This is a genomic window from Rhodococcus sp. D-46, assembly GCF_011290655.1.
GTDB classification, from domain to species: Bacteria; Actinomycetota; Actinomycetes; order Mycobacteriales; family Mycobacteriaceae; genus Rhodococcus_F; species Rhodococcus_F qingshengii.
On record NZ_JAANTF010000006.1, the window covers coordinates 1 to 19,147 of the forward strand.

The 19,147-nt window shown below is 61.3% G+C and carries 18 protein-coding genes and 1 pseudogene; 7 read left to right on the plus strand and 12 right to left on the minus strand.

From position 1 onward, the window contains the following. Window positions 1-210: 210 nt before the first annotated feature. The 3 genes and pseudogenes from G9U53_RS15730 to G9U53_RS15740 form a co-directional block, all read right to left on the minus strand. Window positions 211-552: pseudogene (locus G9U53_RS15730) on the minus strand (transposase); the annotation flags it as partial. Window positions 553-578: 26 nt separating this feature from the next. After that, window positions 579-746 carry a hypothetical protein gene (locus G9U53_RS15735; RefSeq protein WP_155277909.1) on the minus strand — a complete coding sequence of 56 codons (168 nt, stop codon included), beginning with the start codon at window positions 744-746 and terminating at the stop codon, window positions 579-581. Window positions 747-901: 155 nt separating this feature from the next. Beyond that, window positions 902-1,255, minus strand: coding sequence for a helix-turn-helix domain-containing protein (locus tag G9U53_RS15740; protein ID WP_007731459.1), 354 nt, complete (start codon window positions 1,253-1,255; stop codon window positions 902-904). Window positions 1,256-1,364: 109 nt separating this feature from the next. Here G9U53_RS15740 and G9U53_RS15745 point away from each other — a divergent pair, with 109 nt between their 5' ends. The 5 genes from G9U53_RS15745 (at window position 1,365) to G9U53_RS15765 (ending at window position 5,954) form a co-directional block, all read left to right on the plus strand. After that, window positions 1,365-1,985 carry a malonic semialdehyde reductase gene (locus G9U53_RS15745; RefSeq protein ID WP_007731458.1) on the plus strand — a complete coding sequence of 207 codons (621 nt, stop codon included), beginning with the start codon at window positions 1,365-1,367 and terminating at the stop codon, window positions 1,983-1,985. A 300-nt stretch (window positions 1,986-2,285) separates the two neighbouring features. Further along, window positions 2,286-2,933: an ABC transporter permease subunit gene (locus tag G9U53_RS15750; protein WP_054187726.1), complete on the plus strand. Its 648-nt coding sequence runs from the start codon at window positions 2,286-2,288 to the stop codon at window positions 2,931-2,933. Beyond that, window positions 2,930-4,141 (plus strand): ATP-binding cassette domain-containing protein, encoded by a 1,212-nt coding sequence (locus G9U53_RS15755; RefSeq protein ID WP_007731456.1) that lies wholly within the window; start codon window positions 2,930-2,932, stop codon window positions 4,139-4,141. Before G9U53_RS15750 ends, G9U53_RS15755 begins: the two co-directional genes overlap by 4 nt. A 41-nt stretch (window positions 4,142-4,182) precedes the next feature. Beyond that, window positions 4,183-4,962 carry an ABC transporter permease gene (locus G9U53_RS15760; RefSeq protein WP_007731455.1) on the plus strand — a complete coding sequence of 260 codons (780 nt, stop codon included), beginning with the start codon at window positions 4,183-4,185 and terminating at the stop codon, window positions 4,960-4,962. Then, window positions 4,959-5,954, plus strand: coding sequence for a glycine betaine ABC transporter substrate-binding protein (locus G9U53_RS15765; protein ID WP_065455243.1), 996 nt, complete (start codon window positions 4,959-4,961; stop codon window positions 5,952-5,954). Before G9U53_RS15760 ends, G9U53_RS15765 begins: the two co-directional genes overlap by 4 nt. 27 nt (window positions 5,955-5,981) lie before the next feature. On the opposite strand, the gene G9U53_RS15770 is transcribed toward G9U53_RS15765, so the two are convergent. Together G9U53_RS15770 and G9U53_RS15775 are read right to left on the minus strand one after the other, a co-directional pair. Then, complete coding sequence (locus tag G9U53_RS15770; RefSeq protein ID WP_030535206.1) at window positions 5,982-6,758, minus strand: trans-aconitate 2-methyltransferase; 777 nt, start codon at window positions 6,756-6,758, stop codon at window positions 5,982-5,984. A gap of 75 nt (window positions 6,759-6,833) precedes the next feature. Further along, window positions 6,834-7,871: a phosphatidylinositol-specific phospholipase C domain-containing protein gene (locus G9U53_RS15775; protein ID WP_037128603.1), complete on the minus strand. Its 1,038-nt coding sequence runs from the start codon at window positions 7,869-7,871 to the stop codon at window positions 6,834-6,836. Between the two features lie 190 nt (window positions 7,872-8,061). Between G9U53_RS15775 and G9U53_RS15780 the strand changes: the two genes are divergently transcribed. After that, window positions 8,062-9,600 carry a long-chain fatty acid--CoA ligase gene (locus G9U53_RS15780; RefSeq protein WP_165638891.1) on the plus strand — a complete coding sequence of 513 codons (1,539 nt, stop codon included), beginning with the start codon at window positions 8,062-8,064 and terminating at the stop codon, window positions 9,598-9,600. 19 nt (window positions 9,601-9,619) lie between these two features. Here G9U53_RS15780 and G9U53_RS15785 read toward each other — a convergent pair whose 3' ends face one another. The 4 genes from G9U53_RS15785 to G9U53_RS15800 all read right to left on the minus strand — a co-directional run bounded on the left by G9U53_RS15785 (window position 9,620) and on the right by G9U53_RS15800 (window position 13,692). Then, window positions 9,620-10,684: an acyl-CoA dehydrogenase family protein gene (locus G9U53_RS15785; RefSeq protein ID WP_165638892.1), complete on the minus strand. Its 1,065-nt coding sequence runs from the start codon at window positions 10,682-10,684 to the stop codon at window positions 9,620-9,622. Beyond that, on the minus strand, window positions 10,681-11,808 hold the full coding sequence (locus G9U53_RS15790) for an acyl-CoA dehydrogenase family protein (RefSeq protein ID WP_030535202.1): 1,128 nt from the start codon (window positions 11,806-11,808) through the stop codon (window positions 10,681-10,683). Before G9U53_RS15790 ends, G9U53_RS15785 begins: the two co-directional genes overlap by 4 nt. A gap of 58 nt (window positions 11,809-11,866) precedes the next feature. Continuing rightward, window positions 11,867-13,015: a TetR/AcrR family transcriptional regulator gene (locus G9U53_RS15795; RefSeq protein WP_207624342.1), complete on the minus strand. Its 1,149-nt coding sequence runs from the start codon at window positions 13,013-13,015 to the stop codon at window positions 11,867-11,869. A 122-nt stretch (window positions 13,016-13,137) separates the two neighbouring features. Beyond that, the gene (locus tag G9U53_RS15800; RefSeq protein WP_054781480.1) at window positions 13,138-13,692 is read right to left on the minus strand and encodes a helix-turn-helix domain-containing protein; all 555 of its coding nucleotides are present in this window, start codon (window positions 13,690-13,692) and stop codon (window positions 13,138-13,140) included. A 185-nt stretch (window positions 13,693-13,877) separates the two neighbouring features. On the opposite strand from G9U53_RS15800, the gene G9U53_RS15805 reads away from it, so the two are divergent. After that, entirely contained in the window at window positions 13,878-15,101 is a 1,224-nt protein-coding gene (locus tag G9U53_RS15805; protein WP_165638893.1) for a cytochrome P450, read from the plus strand. Between the two features lie 6 nt (window positions 15,102-15,107). Here G9U53_RS15805 and G9U53_RS15810 read toward each other — a convergent pair whose 3' ends face one another. The 3 genes from G9U53_RS15810 to G9U53_RS15820 all read right to left on the minus strand — a co-directional run bounded on the left by G9U53_RS15810 (window position 15,108) and on the right by G9U53_RS15820 (window position 19,146). Next, a complete protein-coding gene (locus G9U53_RS15810) occupies window positions 15,108-16,496 on the minus strand; it encodes a lipase family protein (protein ID WP_063315817.1) in 1,389 nt (462 codons plus the stop codon). Then, entirely contained in the window at window positions 16,493-17,776 is a 1,284-nt protein-coding gene (locus tag G9U53_RS15815) for a hypothetical protein (protein ID WP_063315816.1), read from the minus strand. The genes G9U53_RS15810 and G9U53_RS15815 overlap by 4 nt, the downstream gene beginning before the upstream one ends. 296 nt (window positions 17,777-18,072) lie before the next feature. Continuing rightward, a complete protein-coding gene (locus tag G9U53_RS15820; RefSeq protein WP_233405571.1) occupies window positions 18,073-19,146 on the minus strand; it encodes a hypothetical protein in 1,074 nt (357 codons plus the stop codon). Window position 19,147: the final 1 nt, after the last annotated feature.

Below are 19,147 nucleotides of genomic sequence, written 5' to 3' on the forward strand. Positions count from 1 at the left end.
CGCTCACTCGGCGAGATGACACGCAGATGCAGCACAGTATTGTCTCCTTCAGCCGGCGGTGGCCTCGGGTGCAGGCAGCATCGACGGCCGGTCCATCACCGGAAACCATAGCGGGCTCGGACATGTCACAACACCGTGGATTCTCAGCGCTACGAGCCACACTCCCCCGGCGCACATACATCTACCGCACTGCGTTAGTCGCTAGGGCGCTCACGCAGCCGCGGCGGTAGTCGGTCCAAGTTGATAGATCGCGTTATCGCGGAGGAGCGCCCACCACACGTTCAGTCTCCGCCTCCCAACGCAAGAACCGCCTGCGTATGACACTGCCCCTCGGCCCGTTTGCGGGTACAAAAAGCCTACGACTGAGCGTTGTGCCGGATACTGTGCTGCGCGGACAGATAGAAGGCCCGCAACAGCCTGCGGTCGTACCTGCGCAGCCGGCGCAGATTTCCACTGACTCGGCCCGAATCTCGCGGCACAGGCGCTAGACCCTGAGATGCCGGCCAATCTGTCTGCGCTTCCGAACGCAGACACGTCACCACCCGTGGCGGCGACATCTGCCCAGCCACCCGCACCAACTACCCGTTTGCGGCCTCGACCGCGGCGTCGTCAATCCGAGAGGCGTTGTATGCCTTCTTGTTCCGGAACCACACTTCCGACTTCGTCCGGCCGAATTTTCGAAGTCCGTCAGGCGATTGATAGGTCGAGTCGTCGAGAACACCGGGCGGCCGTTCTCCTTCAGCCATGCGAACAGCAGCACGAAAAGAGCCATACCCGGCGTCCCCAGGCAGCCCCGAACCGACAAATGTTCGGCCAGTATCGCCCGGGAAAAACGGTAAGGAAATATCAACTGGCAGAAACAGGACCCGCGCAGTCGCTGAACTGCCGTTCGAGCTAGCGCTCAGTTCGAGCAACTCTCGGGTGGCAGATTTTCGGCGGCCCACGTTGTCAGTTCACTGAGAGCGGGGAGCAGCGCCTGCCCCGACGCTGTGAGTTCGTACTCCACGGCGATGGGCGGACCTGCATCGACGCTCCTCGTCACCAGGCCTGCCCCTGCCAACTCCGTCAGGCGTTCCGAGAGCACCGAATCACTGATCCCGCCCACCGCGCGCTTGAGTTCGGAGAATCCCGCCGGCCCGTTCAGCAGCGTGCCGAGAATGACGCCGTTCCACCGTTTGCCCAGGAAGCCGAACGCGCGGGCCAGAGCCCCGTCACATGCGCGGGGCTCGTGTCCCGCTTCGCTCTTGCTTGCCACCCCACCATCCTAGCCACAGTGCTAACGTATCCGTAGGCACTATTTTTTTACTAGCAACTAGCTTTACCGGGTGATGCTCGGTCGAGCTACCACGGAACGGAAACCCCCGATGTCTCTCGACGCAGCCACCCCATTCACCGCCCAGCAACTCGACGAAGCCGGCCGCGAGCTCCTCTTCACTGCGGCTCGCACCGCCAACTCCTTCTCGAACGAACCTGTGACCGACGACGAACTGACTGCGATCTGGGAGCTCGCGAAGTGGGCACCGACCGCGGCCAACACCAATCCGCTACGTGTGCTGTTCGTTCGTACCGAGGAAGGCAAAGCACGCCTCGTCGAACACATGGCAGACGGCAACAAAGCCAAGACCGAGGCCGCTCCTGCAGTTGCCGTACTGGCGGTGGACACCGAGTTCTACAAGCACATCCCCAACCTGTTCCCCATTCGCCCGGAGATGAAGGACTACTTCGAATCCGACGAGGCTGCCGCCAGTTCGACGAGTCGGTTCAATGCCGCACTTCAGGCCGGCTATGTGATCCTCGCGATTCGCGCACAGGGTCTGGTCGCCGGCCCGATGGCCGGGTTCGACGCCGACGGCATCGACGGCGAATTCTTCGCAGACGGACGTTTCAAGACGATCCTCGTGGTGAACATCGGCCATCCCGGTGAGAACCCCTGGTTCGATCGTCTGCCGCGCCTCTCCGATGAGGATGCGCTCAGCTGGGCCTGAGGCCAATTCGGACAAATCAAGCAATGCGGGAGAGTTCTGCGGAACTCTCCCGCTTTGCCATCTCCAGCGCGTTTCAACTCTGCTCGCAGTGGGTACATACCCGCGTCTCGCAAAATCTCACGTCCAGAACAACATCCGACACGCTGCAATCGGAATTAGTTGCAGTATCTCAGTTTTTGGACGACAGTCGAGGGAAACCCCTCGGCCTACGGAGGCTGTGGGGAAAGCCCTTGTGCGCCGGTCGGTGTCGAGGGAAGACGTTCGAGCGAGCAGAAGTCCGAAGAAAGTGGGTTCGGAAATATGGGCGCGCTATGGGATTTTGTCGTTGCACGACGACAACAGTTGTTGACCGACTCGTACCTTCATGTTTCAGCAGTTATCCAGTCCGTGATCATCGCGACGATCGCCGCCGTGATCATCGGCATTCTCGTCTACCGGAGCCCGGCGGGATCCTCCATCGCTACGGCGTTGGCCAGCACGATCCTGACGGTTCCTTCATTCGCCCTCCTCGGACTGCTCATTCCGATTCTCGGTCTCGGCGTCGCTCCCACGATCACCGCGTTGATCTTGTATGCCCTGCTCCCGATCATTCGGAACACGATCATCGGTCTGGATGCAGTCAACCCGGCGATCACGGACGCAGCCCGCGGTGTCGGAATGAATCGCATGCACGTACTGAGTCGAATCGAGCTACCGATCGCGTGGCCGTCGATCCTCACCGGCATGCGGGTCAGTACACAGATGCTCATGGGCATCCTCGCCATCGCGGCGTACGCCAAAGGCCCTGGTCTGGGAAACCTGATCTTCTCCGGACTCTCGCGTGTCGGTAGCCCGAATGCTGTTCCGCAAGCGCTGGTCGGCACCGTACTGATCGTCATTCTCGCTCTGATTCTCGACGGAATCTACGTCGTCATCGGTCGTCTCACTACTTCGAAGGGGCTGCAATGACTGAAACCATTCCGTCTGACGTATCCACAGATCAGAAGGTATCCGGGGTCGAGATCGTCCTGGAGTCCGTCACCAAGCGGTACCCGGGCCAGAAAGCTGCAGCGGTGGACAATGTTTCGCTGACTGTTCCGGCTGGTGAGATCGTGGTCTTCGTCGGACCTTCGGGTTGCGGCAAAACAACGACGATGCGCATGATCAACCGCCTGATCGAACCTACCTCCGGCAAGATCACCATCGACGGCAAGGACGCGCTGTCGATCGACCCGGACAAGCTCCGCCGTGGCATCGGGTACTCGATCCAGCAGGCAGGCTTGTTCCCGCACTTCACGATTGCGAAGAACGTCGCGACTGTCCCGGGTCTGATCGGTTGGGACAAGAAACGTATCGCAGCGCGCACCGACGAGATGCTCGACCTCGTAGGCCTCGATCCCGATACCTATCGCGACCGCTACCCTCGCCAATTGTCCGGCGGGCAGCAACAGCGTGTGGGCGTGGCGCGGGCGCTGGCTGCCGATCCTCCGGTGCTGTTGATGGACGAACCTTTCGGTGCCGTCGATCCGATCACCCGCGGCCTGCTCCAGGACGAACTGATGCGTCTGCAGTCGGAGTTGGGTAAGACCATCGTCTTCGTCACGCACGATTTCAACGAGGCAGTCAAACTCGGTGACCGTATTGCCGTGCTGGGCAATCAGTCCAGCATCATGCAGTACGACACTCCGGAAGCGATTCTCGCCAATCCCGCAAACGACATGGTCGCCGGATTTGTCGGGGCGGACGCCTCGCTCAAGCAGCTGACCCTGACACGCGTGCGCCAGATCAAACTCAAGCAGTGCCTCACCGCCCGCGAAACCGATTCGGTCGATGATTTGAGAACCGCACTCGCAGCGCGTAAGTGGAAGTGGGCCCTGATTCTCGATCAGCGCGGACGGCCGCTTCGCTGGGTCTCGCCCGGCCACCTCGCCCATGCGTCGACTCTTCGAGGTGTCGGTAACGAGATCGGCGAAGCCGTGTCCATCCAGTCCACCCTGCAGGATGCTTTGGAAGCTCTTCTCGCAGAGAGCAATGCGTCCACCGTGGTCACCGGACGGCGTGGCGAGTACGTCGGTCTCATCACCATCGACACACTGGTCAGCCATCTTTCCGAAATGCGCGAGGAGCATGCGCACGACCACGACGAAGAGCCAGACACCGAGAACGTCGAGGGTTGAACATGACTGCCACGACAGAGGAGCGCGTCTCCGCGCCTGAGATGGAACCGGACGCCCCCGATCTGGGTGCGGCCGAGAACGCCGCCACGCGCCGTGCGGAACGGATGCGACTGTATGTGCAGCCGGTCATCGTCCTGATCCTGGTTGCGGGCGTGTTGATCTGGGCATTCAGCCGAGATCTCAACGCGACGCAGAAGGCGAGCATCAACCTCGACAACATCGTCACTCTGACCTGGCAGCACGTACTGATCACCGCCGCCGTGGTCATCATCGTCGTCGCCATCGCGGTTCCACTCGGAACCCTGCTGACCAGGCCGAAATTCACCCGCCTGGCACCGTTCTTCGTGGGAATAGCCAACATCGGAGCCGCAGCGCCTGCCATCGGCCTGCTCGTGCTGTTCTATCTCGCGACAAGAACGACCGGCTTCTGGATCGGCGTGTTTCCCATTGCGTTCTATTCGTTGCTTCCGGTGCTGCGCAACACCATCCTCGGCTACCAGCAAGTGGACAAGACCTTGATCGATGCGGGGCGCGGGCAGGGAATGTCTTCGCTCACGGTCCTACGTCAACTCGAGTTCCCGATGGCCGTCCCGTACATCCTTGCAGGACTGCGTACTTCGCTCGTTCTGGCCGTCGGTACCGCGACGCTGTGCTTCCTGGTCAGTGCCGGCGGACTCGGCATTCTGATCGACACCGGATACAAGCTCCGCGACAACGTCACCCTCGTGGTCGGTGCCGTACTGGCGGTGTCGCTGGCCTTGCTGATCGACTGGCTCGGCGCGCTCGCCGAAACTTATCTCGGGCCCAAGGGATTGCGATGACCAAGACTTCGATCACCAGAACGTGGGGCTGGAAACTCGCGGTTGCCACGATCGGCCTCACACTTGTCGCTTCGTGTGGTCTCGAGTCCGGTGGCGCACTGCCCCTGGCCGTCGGCCCCGGCAGCATCGCGCCGGTTCCGGAGCTCGAGGGTGTGAAGATGACCGTCGGCTCCAAGGACTTCACCGAGCAGATCGTGCTCGGGTACGTCATCGAATTCGCGATGGCCGCTGCGGGCGCGGATGTTCGAGACCTCACGAACATCCAGGGCTCGAACAGCACCCGTGACGCACAGTTGAACGGCCAGATCGATCTTGCGTACGAATACACCGGAACCGGCTGGATCAACTACCTCGGCAACGAGACACCGCTTCCCGATTCGCAGGCGCAGTTCGAGGCCGTCCGCGATGCGGACCTTGCTGCGAACGACATGGTGTGGACCGATCCGGCGCCGATGAACAATACGTATGCATTGGCGATGAGCAAGGAGACCGCTGAGAAGACCGGTGTCAAGACCGTTTCCGACTACGCGAAGTTGGTCGAATCCGATCCCGGAGCTGCGGTGACATGCGTCGAGACCGAGTTCAACGTCCGCCAGGACGGATATCCCGGCCTGGCAGCGAAATACGGTTTCGACGCCTCTCGTGCCCAACGCCAGATCCTGCAGACCGGCATCATCTACCAGGCGACAGCCGATGGCGATCAGTGCAAGTTCGGCGAGGTGTTCACCACCGACGGTCGCATCATCGCACTCGATCTCGTTCTGCTCGACGACGATCTCCAGTTCTTCCCGAAATACAATCCGGCACTGGTGATGAAAAAGGACTTCGCGGAAGCACATCCGCAGGTAGCAGAAGTCATGGCACCGATCTCGGAGCGACTGACCAACGAGGTGATGACCGAGCTCAACCGGCAGGTCGACGTCGACGGCAAGGAGCCGGCGGACGTGGCCCGCGACTGGCTGGTCTCGGAAGGCTTTGTCACGGCGCAGTGATCGGCTGACCGCAACCCAGCCGAGTAGTTACCGTTTGCGTCCGACGCAGAACACCCGCCGGAACGGAAAGAGCGTTCCGGCGGCTGTTGCGGGGTAGGCCTCCCGCAGCAGATCGGAATACTGACGCTCGAACTCCGGAGCGTCAGCTTCGCCGAGAACGTCGAGCACGGGTCGTAACCCCGTCCCCCGTACCCATCCGAGCACCGGGTCGGCACCTGCCAGCACGTGTACGTACGTCGTCTCCCAGGCGTCGACGTCGAATCCGTGTTCTTGGAGACGCTGCGCGTACTGAACTGGACTGTCGACGCCTTCCGGGCCGCGTAGGACGCCACCCAGTCGCTCACTCCATTCCGCTGATTCCGCGAGATCTCGCATGAGCGCATGGGACGGAGCATCGAAGTTACCCGGCACCTGCCACGCCAGCCACGATCCGGATTCCAGGGTGTCCGCCCACTGGTCGATCAGCTCGCGATGGCTCGGAACCCACTGCAATGCAGCGTTACTGACGACCACGTCGTAACCGGTGGCGTCGAAGGACATGATGTCCCCCAACTCGACGGTGACGTTTCCCGGTAGGTCTGTAGGGGCCTGCGCGACCATTTCGGGAGACGAGTCGAATCCGGATACCGAGGCGTCCGGCCATCTTTCCCCGAGCATCGCGGTCAGGGTGCCTGATCCGCAGCCGAGGTCGGCTACCCGCGTCGGGTCTTCGGTGGCCACCCGTGACACCAGGTCCACGAACGGGCGTGACCGCTCACCCGAATAGCGGCCGTAGACTTCGGGATTCCACGTGACAGTGCGCATGAACCCATCCTGCACCCTGTTCCTGAGAATTGCCGCCCGTCAGATCTCGCTCTTCACGATCCGGCCATTCGAAAATCACCGACGCGGCACCACGGTGGACAGTACGTTCGGCAACCTCGACCAGTCCGCGGTGATGTAACTTGCGTGCTGCCCGGCCAACAGGTCGAGACGCTCGCTCGCCTCGGTTTCGGTGGCATGGGTTCCGTCGATCTGCGGAGCGACCTTGTGCGCGTCGGTCATGACGAGCAGGTAGCCGCGATCGTGGTACCAACTCGGATCCACGACTCCGGCGGTGTAGTCGAGAGCGTCGCCGTCGAAAATCACGAACCACGGACGGATCCCCGGGTCGGTATAGCGGTCGAGACGTGGGTCTCCCGGTGATGCACGGTGAACAGCGGGAAAGGCGGCGCCGAGTTCGACGAGCCCGGCGGAGGACAGATCTCGCAGGTGCGTCGCATACTGCCGGTCCGTCCACTCCGTATCGAGAGGGTTTCCCTCCTCGATCGTTCCCGGTATCAGCTCGAACAGAAATTTCCCGGTCATTTCGGAATTGCTCGGCCATCCACGCTCGGTGACGGCGGCATCCGGGGTGGAGTAGGACTCCCCCATCAAATCGGCCGGCGTGAAAACCGCGTCTCCGAGTGTCCCGAGAATCAGGGCGTCGAGATCCGCGGGCCCACGTCCGTACCCGGCAGTGAACCCGTCCTTGATTTCCAACTTGATCATCACCGGCGGGTGCTCGGGATTGGCCTCGTGCCACGCCCGCATATCTGCCAGGCATCCACGGAATCCCTGATCTCGTAGACCGCTTCGCAACCCGGATGCGTCCTGAGCGCCGACGCAGTTGCTGTCGCTCACCACCGGATTCATGTGCGACACACGCCAGTCCGGACCGCCCCCGTTGGTCCACAGGTCCAGCTCGAGCAACGACGCCCCGGAATCCAAAGCGTCGGCGAAGTACGGAAACGTCGCCTTCTCGTAGGAATTGTGGACCCCGACTGACGTGGTCTCGGAAAACGAGCGCACTTGGTTCGTAGTCGTTTCGGCGCCGGCAGAGGGCGCCGAGACGACCGCCACGAACGCACTCATACCGGCTACCAGGATTGCTCGCATGTTCGACACTCTCGCAGAAATCACCCCACGGCAGGATGGAATCGTCAGAGTTAACTGGACAATCGTCTAGATTGCACCGGAGTGGGGCATGATTTCAGGCGGTGGGTGAGGGCAATTGTCAGGCCAATAGCATCAGTGCCGGAACTGATCCGAGTCAGAGCACTCGCCGCACACTCGCAGGAGGAATCGCATGCAGCTGACTCAATTCGTTCACCGATCCCTACGAGCGTCGCCCGAAGCGGTGATGACGATCTCCGATGGCCGAGTGCGCACGTCTCGCGAATCGGTCGACCGGATCAAGAGGCTCGCGGGCGGGCTGCAGACGTTAGGCCTGCGCACCGGTGACAGAGTCGCGATCTTGGCATCGAACTCCGACTACTACCACGAGGCGCTCCCGGCCTGCTGGTGGTTCGGAGCAGTGGCCAGTCCGGTCAATTCTCGCTGGAGCACGGCGGAAATCACATACGCCCTGGAAGATTCAGGGTCGACGGTATTACTCGTGGACGAGAATTTTGCTTCCGTCGGATCTACCCTTCGCGAGGCGTGTCCAGGCCTGACCACTGTCGTCTACTGCGGCAACGACCGAGTTCCGGACGGAATGCTCGACTACGAACAGGTGATCGCGGAGGCGATTCCGGTCGACGATCTGCGCGTCGGCGGCGACACGCTTGCACTACTCCTCTACACCGGCGGGACCACCGGAGTGCCGAAGGGCGTGATGATCAGCCATCAAGCGCTGATGACCTCGGCGCTGGGCACTCTCGCGGCAGGCGGCGTGGCAATCAGCAACGGAACGAACCTCGCGGTGAACCCTCTGTTTCACATTGCCGGGATAGTCGGATGGTTGGCTCAGTCGCTGATGGGTGGAACCCAGGTCTTCGTACCGAACTTCAGCCCACGGACGTTCCTCGAGGCCGTGGACCGCTATCGCCCGACAACCGTGGGTCTGGTGCCGACAATGCTCCAGATGTTGGTCGCCCACAAAAACGAAACGGGCGAAGACGCAACCACCTACGATCTGTCCAGCGTCAGGATCCTGAGATACGGCGCCTCGCCCATATCTCCGACGCTTCTCGGACAGGTCATGCAAATGTTCCCCAACAGTTCCTTCGCTCAGGGCTACGGGATGACTGAAACCGCGCACATCAGCATGCTGAGTCCAGCCGATCACCTCGAAGGTGGTGACCTCCTCCGCAGCGCTGGTCGCGCACTCCCTCACTGCGAACTGAAAATCGTCGACCCGGCCGGCTCGGAACTCCCACCCGGCGAGGTGGGCGAAATCGTCACGTTCGGCAGCCACGTCATGCTCGGATACTGGAACAAACCGAAGGAGACCGCTGAAGTGCTCCGCAGCGGGTGGATGCATACCGGCGACGCGGGGTACCTCGACGCCCGCGGTTACCTGTTCATCGTCGATCGCATCAAGGACATGATCGTCACCGGTGGCGAGAACGTCTACTCCACCGAGGTCGAAAACGCTCTGGAACAACACGAATCCGTCGCGGCCTGTTCCGTGATCGGTCTGCCCGATGCCCAGTGGGGCGAGCGTGTCCATGCCGTGGTCGTCCTTCGGCATGGTTTCGACGCCGACGCCGACGAACTGCGCGCTCACGTGAAAACGCTGATAGCCGGATACAAATCTCCGCGCACTTTCCAATTCGTCGATGCATTGCCGCTGTCGGCAGCAGGCAAGGTGCTGAAGCGCGATCTTCGTTGCAACGCAACGTAATCCTTTACGACGGTCAGGATTACAGCTTCAATGTCGGTTCTGGGTCGGTGATCAAGCGGTGCAGTGACGGCGACGCCGCTACGGCCTCTCCTAGTTGCGTCGCACTCGCGATTTCGTCGCCGAACTCCGATCGCCAGGCGTGCAGTCGACGCGTCAGTTGTTGCAATCGGTATTCGCGGGTCATGCCGATTGCACCGTGTGCCTGGTGGGCGGCGCGGACGCTCACGAGCGTATTCTGCGAAACCACCAATTTGGTTGCGCTCACTTCGAAGTCGGCGTCGCCTCTGATGAGTGCATGTGCAGTGCGATCGACGGCCAGCGTGGACATCGAAGCCATCTGAGCAAGCGTCACGATATGCTGCTGGACTGCTTGAAACTGCGCGACGGGCCTACCGAATTGCACCCGGTCGGACACATAGCGCCGGGTCAACGTCGACGCCGACTCCATCGCTCCCGACATCTGCACCGAGCGCAAGAACGCGCCGAGCTTGCTGAGAATCCGGGCATCGACCGGGTTGTCGCCGTCAATGGTCCGCGCTTCGGAGAACGTCAGGCTCTCACGCGGTTGCCCCGCAAGATCCGTCCCGCCACCGATCTCGGCGTCGGAGATGTCAAGGAGTACGACGCGATCACCGAGAACTGCTGCCAGCACTGATGCGGCACTACCCCACGGCACGTCGTGAAAGGTTCCCGACAGGAAACCGTCGTCGGTCCGGCGCACATCGTCGCGCGGCGAACCCGGGGCGACCGTTGCGATTCCGGAGGGCACGGGTAACCCGCCCGCTGTTGCCAGCCTGCCCGCGAGGTACGTCTCGGCGAGCGGCAGCGGCGCAGCGTGCCTCGCCGCCGCGCGCTGGACAGTCACGGCGTCGAGGAGCGAGCCACCGGAACCACCAACGGATTCGGGAAGACCGACCAGAGGTAACCCTAGTTCGACTGCCGCGCTCCATAATCCGGCGGGCAGACCGCCGATCTCCGCCTGCGCTACCACCTCGGTGCCGGACTTCTCGGCGAAAAATTGCTCGACCATCGATTCGAGGTCGGCGTCGAATGTATACGCGTTGATCTGTGACCCCGAATTCATCGGTCCAACCCTTTCACGATCACGGTGCGGAGAATTTCGTTGGTACCGCCGCGAATCGACCACGACGGCGCCACCAGCACGGCCCGGGCGAGCAGCGACTCGTACGGATCGTCGGATGCAAGGTCCGGAGCCCGGCCGAGGTGCCGCGCGACGGTCGCAACACAGTCCTGTTCGAAGCGTGTTGCCATCTCCTTGATCAGCGCGGCCTCCGTGACCGGCGAGCGACCGGCGTCGACCATCCGTGCGATGGACAGCGACATCCCGCGAAAAGCCCAGCAGCGTGCGGTAATCGAGCCCAGATCGGCGAGGGCAGCTGGACCGCCTTGCGCTGCTTGGTTGGCCGCGAAGTTCTCGAGGACCGGCATCAGCGACATCCAACGGTCGACGCCACCTCGCTCGAGTGCGAGTTCACCGGTGTTTTGTCCCCAGCCCGCTCCGACGTCTCCGAGGCGACGCGAATCCGGCACGAAAACATCCTGGAACGACACCTCGCAGAAGTCCTCACTACCGTCGATGAACGGAATGGGTGAGACGGTCAGGCCCTCGCTGTCGCGATCGACGATCAGCTGAGTGAGTCCGTTGTGCTTGTCTGCCGAGGTTCGAAGCAGGGCGAGTATGTGTGTGGCATGGAAGGCGCCGGTGGTCCAGATCTTCGTGCCGTTGACTTTCCAGCCACCATCGACACGTTCGGCGCGAGTGCGCACCGATGCCAGGTCCGAACCCGAGTCGGGCTCACTCATCCCGATCGAGAACGAGAACTCACCGCTCGCGATACCGGGAAGGAAGTACCGCTTCTGTTCTTCCGTGCCGTTGGCGGCGATGCTCGGACCCGACTGTCTGTCTCCGATCCAGTGATAGCCGACCGGCGCTCCCCGCGCGAGAAGTTCTTCGACGACGACCAATCGATCCACTGCTGACCGTCCGCCCCCGCCGTATTCCTTCGGCAGCGACATGCCGAGCCACCCACGTCGACCCAGATCTCGCGAGAACACCGGATCCACCGCCCCGGCCATCCCGAGTCCGAGCGAGTAGGTACCGGGGGTGAGTCGCTTGTCGAGGTACTCCCGCACGTCAGCCTGAAGAGCAAGCTCCTCGATCGTCAGTTCTGTTGCGTCGAAACGCATGACGTCTCCGATCAGTTTCGTGAGTCGATCCGCCGCCCGTGGCGCTTACCCGAATTTTTCATGCGCCCAGCAGCAGGGCGCAGCCGATCTCGAAGAGTCTGTCCGACAGGTCGTCGCGACGGCGAAGCCGGCCGATTCGGACGGCGTTCTCCACAACTGTCAAAGTGGCATTGACGGTGATCCTGGCGGTGGCGGACTCGAGGCCCGGACGGACTTCTTCGAGCATCTTGACCCATAGCGCGACGTACTCACGTTGATTCTGTTCACACGTGCGGCGGAACTTGTCCGGTAATTGGTCGAGTTCGCCGATCAACAACCCGATCAAATGACGCTCGTTGATCGCGAAATCGATATGTGCGGCAAGCAATCCGGACAGCGCGTCCTCCGGGCCGGTTGCGGCGCCGAGAGCCTGTGCAACGCCGAGCCGGCGACGCTCGCCGCCCCTCGCGACCGCGGAGATCAGCAGGTCGATCTTGGCATCGAAGTGGTTGTACACATTCGGGCCTGTCGTCCCTGCAGCCTCACCGATGTCCTCGGTATTGACTGCTTGATATCCACGCTCGTCGAACAGCCGAATTGCTTCGGTCAACAAGAGTTCACGTCTGGGTATCACAACGGGCAGGTGACCCGTTGCCGCCACGACTTTCACTTCTGAGCGACCCAGTTCCGCGTATGCAGCGCGGTCTGCCAACTCGACAAGCAGCAGTTCCATCTGACGCCTCGGCAAGGACACTCGATGCGAAGACACACTGTTGAAGACTGCGATGACAGCCCAGGCGAGCAGATAGCTGTCTTCCTCGTCGAGGTCGGGACGCTCAATTCGGATCAGCGCTGCATCGCGCGAAGCTGCACTCTTGAGGGTCGAACGCATTTCCTCACGTTGCTCGTCAGGCAGATAGCGTGCCTCTCGCTGCCACAGGAGCGACAGACCCCGACGTTTGGACACCGATGCCGCAAGTTCGGTGATCAGTGTTTTCAGATCCTCGGCACCTGCGACCCGATCGTAGAGCGATTCGATGCCTGCGTTGACCGCGGCGTAGAGGAGATCCGGCTTGTTCTTGAAGTGCCGATAGAGCGCAGGTGCCGTGATTCCAACTGCAGCAGCCACCTGAGCGACAGACACGTTGTGATAACCGTGCTCACGGAAAAGCTCACCTGCAGCCGCAAGAATCTGCTGCTTACGGTCGCGGGGCCTGCGTACGACCATCGTGACTCTCTCCTTCGCGGCAGCGGACAAGCTCAGAGTACCGAGCCGAGGAATGAAGCAATGAACCGAACCGTCTACAGCAGCGACGATCCGATGCACCGTTCACGAACACGGAATCCCGCTCAGGAGTAGATGAACGACTCGACCATCCGTCGTTCGGCGGCTCTGTCTGCAAGCGGCCATGCCAAGAGCATCAACACGATCCGAACCACCCACTGCGACTCTTGACCTTCAGGATCCAAGCCCGCAAGTTCCAGCGCAGTACGCGGGAGCAACGGCGAGGACACGAGATACTCGTCGATTCCGTTGGCCCGCGCTGCCGCAAGGCCGTGGCTCATGGCAGCGTCGGATCTGATCGCGTCGACGGCGACGAGGATCGACTCCACGATGCGCTCGTCGCCGTGCAGTGATTCGACGGCAGTCGCGACCTGGCTCGCCACGGATGCCGCGCCTCGTGACAACAACCCCTCGCGGATCGCGGACTTGCCACCTACGTAGCGGTAGAGCGTTGCCCTCGAACAGCCTGCGCGGGCAGCGACGTCGTCGGCATTGAACCGATCGAATCCCTGTTCTCGAATCAGCTCCGCCGCAGCCGCGAAGATGCGCTCGGTTGCGAGTTCACGGCGGTTACCGCCGGCCAACCAGTCGGCGGCGCGGCGCTCGTTTGCACCGGTCACTCTCCGTCACCTCGTCTCACTCTGAGACAGATTCAATCAGAAATCTCAAGGCTACGGAAGGCCGCGAGCCTCTGACCTGGGAGAAGTACGATGGGGTTGAAGTGCGTGAGATTTTCTCAAAATGCCAGTTCAGAGGCATTTTCCACCTGTTGACTTCTCCTCGACGGCCGTGAAATCTTCCCTTCGTGACACCATCGACGCTCGACATCAACCCTTTCCTGCCGTCGAACATCGACGACCCGTACCCGCTATACGACGTACTCCGGCGCGAGCACCCCGTGTACCGCATTCCTGATACCGACTTCTATCTGGTGTCCACGTGGGAATTGGTCACCGAAGCCGTTTCCCGTACCGACGACTTCTCCAACAACCTCACCGGCGTGCTGGTTCGTACACCGGACGGTTCGGCAATGACCTTCGACATGAACGGCGGCGGCCAAGCTGTTCACGTTCTCGCGACTGCCGACGAGCCCGACCATCAACACCAGCGCAAACTTGTCTTGCCGACACTGGTCGCCAAACGTATACGAGCACTCGAGCCGGTGATGACCGAGTACACGCAGCAGTTGTGGGACAACGGCTTCGACGGTCGACGGATCGAATGGGTCACGTCGGTAGCGGACACGCTGCCGCTGCAGATGGTTGCCACGCTGATCGGCCTGCCGGCACACGACGTCCCCCAATTGCTGGCGTGGTCGTACGACAGCACCGAACTTCTCAGCGGCATCGTGACGTCGGAGCGTTTGACAGGCGTCGTCACCTCGGCGGCCGAACTCACCGGGTACCTCTACAGCAAGTTTCGTGACGCACGGGCTCACCCTGTGGATGATCTACTCGGAGACCTCGTCCGTTGCTGTGACGCAGGCGAACTCAGCGAAGACGTGGCCGTGCTGATGTTGGTGCAACTCGTCGGTGCGGGTGGCGAATCGACCGCCGGACTGATCGCCAACTCTGCACGGTTGCTCGCCGAGCGCCCTGAGATTCAGACGCAGCTGCGCGAGGACCCTCTACTCGTGGGCGCGTTCCTGGAAGAAACGCTCAGACTCGAGTCACCCTTTCGCGGACATCACCGACATGTCAACGCGGACACGACACTCGGTGGCATGACACTGGCCGCCGGCAGTCATCTCATACTGCTGTGGGGTTCGGCGAACCGCGACCCCGAGTCGTTCGCCGAACCACAGGTGATGAACCTCGACAGAGTCAATCCCCGAGCACATTTCGCCTTCGGCAAAGGAGCACATTTCTGTGTCGGGGCCGCGCTGGCTCGTCTGGAAGCAAAGATCGCGATCGCAGTCCTTCTCGAAAACAGTGCGCACTTCACAATCGATTCCGAATCCCCACCCCCTTGGGTCCCCAGCATGTTCGTACGCCGCCATCAGAGTTTGCGTCTCGCTGTCACCGGATAGTTTCACTCAGTTGTCGAAATTGTGGGCTATCCAGTCGATCGTCTGCATTCCGAACAGATCAGTTCCCCAACCGTATGGATCCGTGAATGCGCGGTCCATACTGCAGTCGGTGGGCTGGTAGCTCACGTCGGTCCCTCCACTCCTGTACGTGTCCGCCAGTTCTCGCGCATCAGCTGCCGGTACAAGTGACATCGGGGAGTCGTCCTTTGCACACGACGTTATCAATACCTTCGACGCCGGAGCAACGTGGCCCAGTACGTTGTCGTCGTACGCGCGCTGGAAACTGAATTCTGTGATCGGATCGATCCCCGGCTCGAAAAGGCTCGCCAGCGGCACGAACGGAAGCGTGAAGTACGCCGGCATCTGGCACTCATCCCGGTACACGTCGGCAATCGCTCGGCCCACGGGATTGAGCTTGTCGTTCAACTTCATCTCGGGGTACCAGGGTTCGAGGCCAAGGAGCGTCGCAAATCCGAAGCCGGCACCGACCGAGGAATCTGTTGTCTCCATGAATGTTCGGGGCTTGATCACCATTCCCTCGAGGACTGTCGAGACGATGTCGAGTTCCGGTGCGTAGGACTGCGCAGATTCGGCGGCGAATGCAGTACCGACTCCACCACCAGCGATTCCGAACAACGCAATCTCCGCCTCAGGATTCAGCCCGGAATCCTGCACCTGAAATGCTGCACGCACAGCATCCAACTGCGCGTGCCCCGCGAACTTACCCGCGAAGACCCCGTGGGGATCACGGTCTCCGTTGTTCCCGACGTCGGAAATTACTACGGCATAACCTTTTCCGAACATCAGCGCCAGCGGACCCAAGGCCGACCAGGAGGCGCCGTCCAGCGGATCGCCGCCGGTCCAGTGTGAACTCGGATGACAGTAGCCGCCGACGCTGTCGTTGGCCTCCTGGTAGCTGATGACTTTCTTCTCCGATGCCGGTGTTCCGTCGATCGGGATCATCATGATCCCGGTGCTCACCACCGGCGTCGAACCGTCGATTCCGGTTGTGACGTACATGATCTTGTAGGCGTCGAGCTGTCCCGGTTTGTATCCCGTGAACAGTACATCCACCTTCTTCGACTTCAGGAGGTCACCGGGACGCTCGACGCCGGTCAACACCGGCTCGTCGTAAAACGGATCATCGGCGGTGAGCGCAGTGAAGATCTCCTCTTCCGATGCGAACTCCCCCGACCTGAGCGCACCGACCGTGAACCCGTTGAAAATCTCTCCCAGAGTGGGAGTATCGGTCCGAAACTCCTGGGATACCGGAGCTTGCGCATCGTCTGGAACACCACTGCCTGGGGCCTCGGCTTCAGCAGTCGCAGGCAGAACCAGCGCAACGGTCAGCGCTACCAGCGGGGCAAACCTTCGAAATCTGGCACCCGACATCACTGAACCGTCACTTTCAAACTGGAGAGGGCCGATTCGAGCGTTTGTGGGAGGGTCACCATCGGGCGGTGACTCTCCAATTGAATTTCGTAGGGAACACTTAATGTGGCTACGAGCCGTGGCCAATCTTCTTCGACCATCGCTCGGTACTTCGGCAAGAGCTGTGAGGTGATGTAGTCCCACCGTTCCTCGTACACCGACCAGTTCCAATCCGGTAGGGGCAGTGTCACTGTCGCGGTGCGTCCGTCCGCCAGTGTTGTCGCGAACTCGAGAGACCGAAACGAGCGAGGCGGTACGACGCCGGCGACCGAAGGTGAACCGGCGACAGTCGATGCGTAAGTGATCGCCTCTCCCACATCACCTTTGTAGGCGCGCACGGTATCCCACTGGTCGCGGATGATCATCCCTTGCTCGCGTTGGAGCAGTGCTACGTTCCCACGTGCAATCCGATTCGAATCGCCGGAGGCTACATCACGCCAGGCGTCCATGACATCCTGACCGAACAATCCGGCACTCTGCATTTCCTCCAGCGCGGGAAGTCCTTCATCCACGTATGCCTGATGCATCGGCATCAGATCCGAGAAGATGTTCTTCTGCATCACCAGGATCATCCCCAGCACATAATCCAAGTCGTCCGCCGTGACGTTCCTGCCCACCGCGGCGAGCGCGCGCAGCCCTGCCGGCAATTGGTTCAGCGCTTGCATGCCAACCTGATCCGTGACCTGAGAAACTATCGAATTGGCAACATATTGCAGATTCGGAAACGAGTACATGTCCGCCATCAGTTCGAAGTCGATCAGTCCCCCGCCGAAGTCCGCACCAACCTGTCCGCCCATGCCCGCCCACTGCAATTCCGGGTGTCCGAGTTGCAGATCCTCGTAGTAGCGGTACGACTTCACCAGGTTCGTGCGATTAGCCGACACTCCGGCGCGCGGATTCCACGATGAGAGATCGATTCCGGCGGCTTCCGTGGCAGCGACCAATCGATACTGAAACAGCAAGGCCGCATAGGATTCCGGACTGCGACCACTGGCGCGGGCTTCTTCCACAAGGGCTTGCAAGGTGCCGAGATCAGTCGGCAACGCGGGATGGACACCGCCCGGACCGTGTTCGGCATTCCGATTCACCAAAGGCAAATTCAGGTACTCGTCCAGCTCGGACGCCGACGCTGAAATCTGTACCGAGAGCAACGCGGACATCGCCAGCGCACATGCCGTCGCGGCTGCCAATACGTCGCGCGCCCAATGACGTCGCCGAACACCTGCCCCCAGGTTCATCCGCATGTCTATCCCTGTACTCAGGTCGGCATCGCCCCGATCGACGTCGACACCATAAACTTACTTTGCAGTAAGATAACTCGAGCCCCGAATAAGTGCCAATCCACTGCGAACACTTCAGGCATCTCTACACGTCGTTGCCGTCTGCAGTTGGATTATCCAGTTCACGGGCGGCCGAAACCTCTCCAGCGGGCGACCAGCCGGTTACCTGATTGGCCACACCGTCGGAACATGCGGACCTACGACTGTTCCCCCGGGTCCGGAGACTCGGGGGAACAGTCGAGAGGTCGAGTGATGAGCCGTTACCCGAAGTCGGGCATGTTCTGCCCGCTGTCCTTGTAGAACTTCCACGTGCCGTCCTGCGGCGACTCCATGATGCGGTAGACCTCGGTTGCCCCGACAATCCACAACTGGCCGTTGTACCAATGCAGAGTGGAACCCGATTCGACACGGCCACTTGCGAGTTCGTTGCCTTCGGCGTCGACCACTGCAACCTTGTTACCACCCGCAGTCCAGCCGCCGGTGAGGCCGCCACTCTCGACTGTGTCCGTCAGAACCGGCTTCGGATCAGCCGAGGGAGTGGTCTCCGGCGACGTGGTTTCCGGGGTGGTCGGTGCCGGAGTTGTCGTGCTCGGTGCCGTCGTGGTCGTGGCCTCCGTTGTGCTGGTCGGCTCGGTAGACGTTGTCGGATTGGCGGTCTCGCTCGTGGACGGAGCTTGGGTGGTGGTCGTCTCCAACGCATCAGGCTCGTTCGGCACCATCGCTTCGGCCTGCATCCTGCTGAGCGGATTCCCCCCATTCGGCGCCGGGGTGCTCGGATTCCAGGTGGAGACGTTCTCCCACTGCGCATTCGCCTTGTTTGTGCCAGTGCTACCTTCACATTCTGTGCGGCTACTCACAAGATCCTTGTGCGACATGCCCTTATTGGAAACCGTGTAACCCGAAGATGTCGCCGGACCATTGACCGTATACACCCGGGCATAGAGCCCATCACCTCGTGGACTGACAGCTGTGATGCCGCTGATTTTTCGATCATTTGCGGCCTTCGGGAAGGGTCCTTGTCGGACTACACCGCTACCGCGATCCACCAGCTCGACCACATAGCCTGTCGCACCTGGAACTTCGGCCCAGGTGATTTCCGCCCGGTTGGCCGCCAAGTCGTACCAACGATCGGGGTTTGTAGTGCAGGTCACCGACGAGGTCAAAGGCGTCGGATAGAAGTTGCCCGTCGCCACCTGTGCACCAGTCGAATTGACCACGTCAGTTGGATTGGCCAACGTCCCGCTGGCCTGAGCCAGGCCGAAAGCCACTGCAGCAGCGCCGCCGATGGCGATCAACGACCGCAGCGACTTCATGCGGGTGCTAGCCCGACGCATT

What these genes read in the sequence shown, in the direction of transcription:
- G9U53_RS15735 (WP_155277909.1), bottom strand. Translation starts at nt 746, where the DNA reads ATGGCTGAAGGAGAACGGCCGCCCGGTGTTCTCGACGACTCGACCTAT.
- G9U53_RS15745 (WP_007731458.1), top strand. Translation starts at nt 1,365, where the DNA reads ATGTCTCTCGACGCAGCCACCCCATTCACCGCCCAGCAACTCGACGAA.
- G9U53_RS15750 (WP_054187726.1), top strand. Translation starts at nt 2,286, where the DNA reads ATGGGCGCGCTATGGGATTTTGTCGTTGCACGACGACAACAGTTGTTG.
- G9U53_RS15755 (WP_007731456.1), top strand. Translation starts at nt 2,930, where the DNA reads ATGACTGAAACCATTCCGTCTGACGTATCCACAGATCAGAAGGTATCC.
- G9U53_RS15760 (WP_007731455.1), top strand. Translation starts at nt 4,183, where the DNA reads ATGGAACCGGACGCCCCCGATCTGGGTGCGGCCGAGAACGCCGCCACG.
- G9U53_RS15765 (WP_065455243.1), top strand. Translation starts at nt 4,959, where the DNA reads ATGACCAAGACTTCGATCACCAGAACGTGGGGCTGGAAACTCGCGGTT.
- G9U53_RS15770 (WP_030535206.1), bottom strand. Translation starts at nt 6,758, where the DNA reads ATGCGCACTGTCACGTGGAATCCCGAAGTCTACGGCCGCTATTCGGGT.
- G9U53_RS15775 (WP_037128603.1), bottom strand. Translation starts at nt 7,871, where the DNA reads ATGCGAGCAATCCTGGTAGCCGGTATGAGTGCGTTCGTGGCGGTCGTC.
- G9U53_RS15780 (WP_165638891.1), top strand. Translation starts at nt 8,062, where the DNA reads ATGCAGCTGACTCAATTCGTTCACCGATCCCTACGAGCGTCGCCCGAA.
- G9U53_RS15785 (WP_165638892.1), bottom strand. Translation starts at nt 10,684, where the DNA reads ATGAATTCGGGGTCACAGATCAACGCGTATACATTCGACGCCGACCTC.
- G9U53_RS15790 (WP_030535202.1), bottom strand. Translation starts at nt 11,808, where the DNA reads ATGCGTTTCGACGCAACAGAACTGACGATCGAGGAGCTTGCTCTTCAG.
- G9U53_RS15795 (WP_207624342.1), bottom strand. Translation starts at nt 13,015, where the DNA reads ATGGTCGTACGCAGGCCCCGCGACCGTAAGCAGCAGATTCTTGCGGCT.
- G9U53_RS15815 (WP_063315816.1), bottom strand. Translation starts at nt 17,776, where the DNA reads ATGCGGATGAACCTGGGGGCAGGTGTTCGGCGACGTCATTGGGCGCGC.
- G9U53_RS15820 (WP_233405571.1), bottom strand. Translation starts at nt 19,146, where the DNA reads ATGCGTCGGGCTAGCACCCGCATGAAGTCGCTGCGGTCGTTGATCGCC.